A 5,597-nucleotide genomic window follows, 5' to 3' on the forward strand; every position below is an offset into this window, starting at 1 on the left:
CTCCGTGCACAGGTCCGGGCGGGAGATGGCGTCCCGGGTCGGGACAAATTACCCTGGGAGGGCGGGCACGTCCGTGCCCGTCCGCGGCCCCGTCCGCAGTGCGTGTCGGGGGCGGGGGAGAACACAGCGGCGCTGTGACGCCCGTGTCCGCCGGTGCGCGAGGAATGCGGTACCGGTATCGGGCGTTGAGAACCGTTGAAGAGGACGGGACCCGCCGCGGCGGGCCGGTCCAGACGCGACCAAGGGGGTCGCCGGCCAGCCGCTACCCCTTTCCAGAGGAGCTTTCCAGCATGACGGTTCAGAGCGAGACCACCGAGGGCATCATCCTCACCGACGAGGCGTCCAGCAAGGTCAGGGCGCTCCTTGAGCAGGAGGGGCGGGACGACCTGCGTCTTCGCGTGGCCGTTCAGCCCGGTGGTTGCTCGGGGCTGCGTTACCAGCTCTACTTCGACGAGCGTGAGCTCGACGGCGACGTGGTCAGCGACTTCGGCGGTGTGGAGGTCGTCACCGACCGGATGAGCTCCCCCTACCTGATCGGTGCCACGATCGACTTCGTCGACACCATCGAGAAGCAGGGTTTCACCATCGACAACCCCAACGCCACCGGTTCCTGCGCCTGCGGTGACTCCTTCAACTAGGGGGCGCCGCCCCGCCGTGGGCTTCCGGGCCGTTGGGCCCGAGGTGCTGCGGTGGACGCGTCCCGGGGCGTGAGGCGTCCCGGGTACGGTCGTCGGGCGGGCCGGACCCCGGGGTTCGGGCCGGCCGGGGACGCGCTTCTTCGGGGGGAGGGCGGCTTGTGCCGCCCTCCCCCTTCGCCGTGCGCGGGTTTCCCGTGTGCGGGGCGGGGCGGTCGGGGGCGGTTGTCCGTCGGGCCGCGGGATCGCTGCACTAACCTGGGGCAGTCCGAAGCGGGCACGTCCCCCGCCATGCCCGCAGCCCCGTCCGGTCAGCAGACCGACACCTCCCGACCAAGGAGCCTTCGTCCCGTGCGTATCGCGGTTGCCGGATCCATCGCCACCGACCATCTGATGTCCTTCGAGGGCCGCTTCGCGGAACAGATCATCCCCGACCAGATCCAGCAGTTGTCGCTGTCCTTCCTGATCGACGAGCTGGACGTGCGGCGCGGCGGTGTCGCGGCCAACATCTGCTTCGGGATGGGCGGGTTCGGCCTCAACCCGGTGCTGGTGGGCGCGGCCGGGGCCGACTTCGAGGACTACCGCGCCTGGCTGGACCGCCACGGTGTGGACACCTCCGCGGTCTACATCTCCGAACTTCGCCACACCGCCCGGTTCATCTGCACCACGGACCGGGACCAGAACCAGATCGCGTCCTTCTACGCCGGGGCCATGGCCGAGGCGCGCAACATCGAGCTCCAGCCGATCGCGGACCGCCTGGGCGGACTGGACCTGGTGCTGGTCGGGGCGGACGACCCGGCCGCGATGGTGCGTCACAGCGAGGAGTGCCGCACCCGAGGCATCGCCTTCGCCGCCGACCCCTCCCAGCAGCTCGCGCGGATGGAGGGGCCCGAGGTGCGGGGCCTGATCGAGGGTGCGGCCTTCCTGTTCGCGAACGAGTACGAGAAGGCGCTGGCCGAGCAGAAGACGGGCTGGTCCGACGCCGACGTCCTGGAGCGGGTGGGCACCCGGATCACCACGCTGGGCGCCAAGGGCGCGCGTATCGACCGCGTGGGGGAGCCGAGCGTGCACGTGTCGGCCGCGGCGGTGGGGGAGCTGGTCGACCCCACGGGTATGGGGGACGCGTTCCGCGCGGGTTTCCTGGCGGCGCACTCGTGGGGGCTGTCGCTGGAGCGTGCCGCCCAGGTGGGCAACGCGACCGCGGTGCACTGCCTGGAGGCCGACGGGCCGCAGGAGTACACCCTGACGGGCGCCTCGCTCCTGGCGCGCCTGGAGGAGTCCTACGGCGCCGAGGCCTCGGCCGAGGTCGAGCCCTTCGTGTAGTCGACGGGTCGGGGTGGTGTCCGCGAGCCCGTAGAGTGGGTAGTCGCGACCCGCACGACCCGTGTCCGCCTGCCGGACCGGGCCGCGCCCCGCACGGCCGCCGCTCCCTGGGAGCCGGCGTCCCGCACGGGGAGCCCCGTGCCCGCCGGTGCGCTGAAACGCGTGCCGGTTACCCAGCCCAAGCCGTCCGCGCCGGGTCGCCGCGACGGTTGGGGAACCTGTCCCGCTGTGCGTGCTCCGGCGCGTCCGAGCGGGCTCGGGCGCGTTGAGCGCCTCCCAGATCTAGGCCAGCCTTACCTGGGATTCCCCGGATTCATCCGGAAAGGACATTGCATGCGCTACACCGGACCGAAGGTGCGGTTGTCCCGGCGCGCCGGCACCCCGCTGACCCGTAAGGCGGTCAGCTACTTCGAGAAGCGTCCCTACCCGCCCGGCGAGCACGGCCGCCGCGTCCGCCGCAACAGCAGCGACTACGCGGTCCGCCAGGCGGAGAAGCAGAAGGTGCGCTGGTACTACGACCTGACCGAGAAGCAGATGCTGCGCGTCTACGAGAGCGCGAAGAAGCGCACGGGGCGCACCGGTGAGGAGATGCTCGCCGAGCTGGAGCTGCGTCTGGCCACGGTCGTGCTGCGCGCCGGTCTGGCCGCCTCGATCTACGCCGCGCGTCAGTTCGTCAACCACGGTCACATCACCGTGGACGGCAAGAAGGTCGACATCCCGTCGTACCAGGTCAAGCCCGGTCAGATCATCAGTGTTCGGGAGAAGTCCCGCAGCATGGTGCCGTTCGTCGAGGCCGCCGAGGGCGTCCACGCCGACGACAAGATCGCCGGATTCCTCGCCGTGAGCCACAAGGACCTGCGCGTCGCGGTCGTCGACCGCCCCAAGCGCGAGCAGATCCCGGTGCCCTTCGACGAGCAGCTGGTCGTGGAGTTCTACGCCCGCTAGCCACCCGCCTCGGCGTGTGCGCGGTCGCCTCCTCCCCCGGGGAGCGGCCGATGCGGAGCAGGTCAGGCCGCGCGGACCCCGGTCCGCGCGGCCTCGCCGTGTCCGGGGTGGTGTGGAACGTGCCACTCCCAGGATTCGGCGGAGCGCGAATCGTTATCGCACCGGAACCGGAAACCCCGAGCCGCGTGATGCGAGGTTTCGGTCCTCCCCTTGACGCCCGGCCCAGCCGCGGTACCCGCCCCGTCCCCGGATACGGGACGGCCGCCGGGCGCGGGTCAGTACATGCGCCGGATGTGGAAGGCGCTGCCCAGCGCCAGGGGCCGCTCCGCGACGAACTCGTGCATCTTCATCCGGCACCAGGCGGGGATGTCCGCGCTGGCGGCGGGGTCGTCCGCGGTGACCGCGATGACCGCGCCTATGGGCACCTCGTGCAGCCTGGCGGCGAGCATGATGATCGGGATCGGGCACTTGCGGCCCACCGCCTCCACGGTGACCAGGGGAGGCCGGGGCGGGTACTCGGGCACGGAAAACCCCCGTGTGTCGTCGTCAGGTGATGACCATCCTGACCTGGTCCCGTCCCTAAGGCGAACCCGGTTAAGGGCGTCGTAAATCCAGCGATACGCTCACCTTGTTCTCTCCTCGTGAAACGTCCAAGCCGCCCCCGAGAGGCGGAAGGGGCGCGATCGGGAAGAGGGCCCGGGGGAACGCCGGGCCGCGCTCCGTAGCCAGCCGGGAGGGTATCCTCGCGCGGGCGAACGGGCCCGGCTCCACGTACCGCCGCCAGCTCCTCCCAGGGGGGTCGGCAACACGCTGACCAGGCAAGCCCCTGAACTGGCCGCTGGGCGGTTCGCGATAATGTTTCCCCCTGAAAAGCTTTTGATACTTAGGCCGCCCGTGGAGGTTCCACGGGCTACACCGCTGGGAAGGCAATCCGTGAGTCCGACCCGCCAAGAGAATCGGCGCCGCAACCTGCGCCGATGGGCACCACGCGGCGCCGCGCTCGCCGTGCTGGGGCTGGCCGCGACCGGCTGCGCGTCGAACGATCTCACTCGTTTGGGCATGCCGGAGCCGATCACCAACCAGGCCGAGCGTGTTCTCTCGCTCTGGCAGGGCTCCTGGGTGGCGGCTTTCGCGGTCGGCATTCTCGTGTGGGGGCTGATCGTCTGGTCGGTCATCTTCCACCGCAAGCGCTCTGAGCAGTTGCCGCCGCAGGTGCGGTACAACATGCCCATCGAAGCGCTCTACACCGTGCTGCCGATCGTCATCATCTCGGTGCTGTTCTTCTTCACCGCCCGGGACCAGGCGATCCTGCTCGACACCGACGAGCCGGCGGACGTCAACATCGAGGTCGTGGCCTTCCAATGGGCCTGGCAGTTCAACTACCTCGACGACAAGAAGGAGAACGGCGGCGAGGTGCTCTTCGCCGAGACGGGTATCCCCAACCCGGACGGCACCGCCGACCCCTCCACCCAGACGACCCTGGTGCTGCCCGAGGGCGCGACCGTCCACTTCGACCTGCACTCGCCCGACGTCATCCACTCGTTCTGGATCCCCGAGTTCGGTTTCAAGATGGACGTCATCCCCGGTCGGGACAACGCCTTCCAGGCCGACATCAACGAGGGCACCGAGGGCGAGTACGTGGGCCGCTGCGCCGAGCTGTGCGGTGTGGACCACGCCCGCATGCTCTTCAACGTCCAGGTCCTGCCCCAGGACGAGTACGACGCCTGGGCGGCCGAGCAGCAGCAGGCCGCCGAGGAGGCCGAGCTCGAGGCCGCCGACACAGGCGACCAGCCTGCCTCCGGTGAGGGCTCCGGTGCCGAGGGCGCGGGCGCCGAGGGCGCCGGCACCGACGAGGAGGGCACCGGCAGCGGCGGCTCCGAGGCCGACGAGCAGGGCACCGGTTCCGGCGCGTCCGACGCCGAGGAGAATGAGCAGCCATGAGCACCACCACGTCAAGCCCCAATCTCGCGGGCGGTCAGGCACCGTCGCGCAAGGGGTCGATGATCGTCAAATGGATGACGTCCACCGACCACAAGGTCATCGGGTACATGTACCTGATCACCTCCTTCGTGTTCTTCCTCTTCGGTGGTCTGCTCGCGGTGCTCATGCGCGTCGAGCTGTTCTTTCCGGGCATGCAGGCCATGTCCAACGAGCAGTTCAACCAGCTGTTCACCATGCACGGCACGATCATGCTGCTGATGTTCGCGACCCCGCTGTTCGTCGGGTTCTCGAACGTGATCATGCCGTTGCAGATCGGTTCGCCCGACGTGGCGTTCCCGAGGATGAACCTGTTCAGCTACTACCTGTTCCTGTTCGGCAGCCTCATCGCCATCAGCGGGTTCCTGACCCCGGGCGGCGCGGCCAGCTTCGGCTGGTTCGCCTACACACCCCTGTCGGACGCGGTGCGCTCGCCGGGTCTGGGCGGTGACCTGTGGATCCTGGGCCTGGTGGTGTCGGGTCTGGGCACCATCCTGGGCGCGGTCAACTTCATCACCACCGGCCTGTGCATGCGCGCGCCCGGTATGACGATGTTCCGCATGCCGATCTTCACCTGGAACACCCTGCTCACCAGCGTGCTGGTGCTCATCGCGTTCCCCGTGCTGACCGCGGCCCTGATCGCGCTGGGCGCGGACCGCATGGTCGGCACCCAGGTGTTCAACGCCGAGCACGGCGGCGCCATCCTGTGGCAGCACC

Annotated in this window: 6 protein-coding genes; 5 read left to right on the top strand and 1 reads right to left on the bottom strand. The window is 69.7% G+C overall.

Going from position 1 to position 5,597, the window contains the following annotated elements; translation table 11 throughout:
- Positions 1–290 precede the first annotated feature (290 nt).
- From ABD54_RS25055 to rpsD, 3 genes are all read left to right on the top strand, one after another.
- Positions 291–638: an iron-sulfur cluster assembly accessory protein gene (locus tag ABD54_RS25055; RefSeq protein ID WP_013154170.1), complete on the top strand. Its 348-nt coding sequence runs from the start codon at positions 291–293 to the stop codon at positions 636–638.
- Positions 639–986: 348 nt separating this feature from the next.
- Positions 987–1,958 (top strand): carbohydrate kinase family protein, encoded by a 972-nt coding sequence (locus tag ABD54_RS25060; RefSeq protein WP_047872012.1) that lies wholly within the window; start codon positions 987–989, stop codon positions 1,956–1,958.
- Positions 1,959–2,291: 333 nt separating this feature from the next.
- Positions 2,292–2,903 (top strand): 30S ribosomal protein S4, encoded by a 612-nt coding sequence (gene rpsD, locus ABD54_RS25065; protein ID WP_047872013.1) that lies wholly within the window; start codon positions 2,292–2,294, stop codon positions 2,901–2,903.
- A 275-nt stretch (positions 2,904–3,178) separates the two neighbouring features.
- Here rpsD and ABD54_RS25070 read toward each other — a convergent pair whose 3' ends face one another.
- Positions 3,179–3,427, bottom strand: a complete 249-nt coding sequence (locus tag ABD54_RS25070) for a sulfurtransferase TusA family protein (RefSeq protein ID WP_047872014.1) — start codon at positions 3,425–3,427, stop codon at positions 3,179–3,181.
- Between the two features lie 535 nt (positions 3,428–3,962).
- Here ABD54_RS25070 and coxB point away from each other — a divergent pair.
- Both coxB and ABD54_RS25080 read left to right on the top strand, forming a co-directional pair.
- Complete coding sequence (coxB, locus tag ABD54_RS25075) at positions 3,963–4,844, top strand: cytochrome c oxidase subunit II (protein ID WP_047872015.1); 882 nt, start codon at positions 3,963–3,965, stop codon at positions 4,842–4,844.
- On the top strand, positions 4,841–5,597 hold a 757-nt coding region (locus ABD54_RS25080), incomplete at its 3' end, for a cbb3-type cytochrome c oxidase subunit I (RefSeq protein WP_047872016.1). The genes coxB and ABD54_RS25080, both read left to right, overlap by 4 nt.

The organism is Nocardiopsis sp. RV163 (assembly GCF_001029525.1).
Taxonomy (GTDB): domain Bacteria; phylum Actinomycetota; class Actinomycetes; order Streptosporangiales; family Streptosporangiaceae; genus Nocardiopsis; species Nocardiopsis dassonvillei.

What these genes read in the sequence shown, in the direction of transcription:
- rpsD (WP_047872013.1), top strand. Translation starts at nt 2,292, where the DNA reads ATGCGCTACACCGGACCGAAGGTGCGGTTGTCCCGGCGCGCCGGCACC.
- coxB (WP_047872015.1), top strand. Translation starts at nt 3,963, where the DNA reads ATGCCGGAGCCGATCACCAACCAGGCCGAGCGTGTTCTCTCGCTCTGG.
- ABD54_RS25055 (WP_013154170.1), top strand. Translation starts at nt 291, where the DNA reads ATGACGGTTCAGAGCGAGACCACCGAGGGCATCATCCTCACCGACGAG.